1 protein-coding gene is annotated in these 354 nt (G+C 77.7%); it reads left to right on the plus strand.

What is annotated here, in order from left to right:
- On the plus strand, positions 1 to 354 hold a 354-nt coding region (locus A6V29_RS08870), incomplete at both ends, for an E3 binding domain-containing protein (RefSeq protein ID WP_170977786.1).

Genomic DNA, 354 nt, shown 5'->3' on the forward strand with positions numbered 1-354 from the left:
CCCGGTGGAGGGCGACGGCGTCCCCCTGCTGCCCACCGCCCCCGACGCGCGCAGCAAGCCGGTGCGGCACGGTGGCCTGGAGGTGGGCCGGCAGGCCGAGGCGCGCGCGTTCGCGGAGGCGGCGGCGCCCTCCACGCCGGTCGCCCCGGGACGGCGCGGCGAGCGCCCGCTGGCCAAGCCACCGGTGCGCAAGTACGCGAAGGACCACGGGGTCGACCTCGCCCTGATCAGCGGCAGCGGACCCGGCGGGGTCATCACCCGGGCCGACGTCGACGCCTTCCGTTCGGCTCCGGACACCCCCGGGGGGGCCAAAAGCACACTTTTGGCCCCTGGGGAGGGGGAGCAGCGGATCCC

Origin of the sequence: Blastococcus sp. CCUG 61487 (assembly GCF_005222955.1) — a bacterium.
Lineage (GTDB): Bacteria > Actinomycetota > Actinomycetes > Mycobacteriales > Geodermatophilaceae > Blastococcus.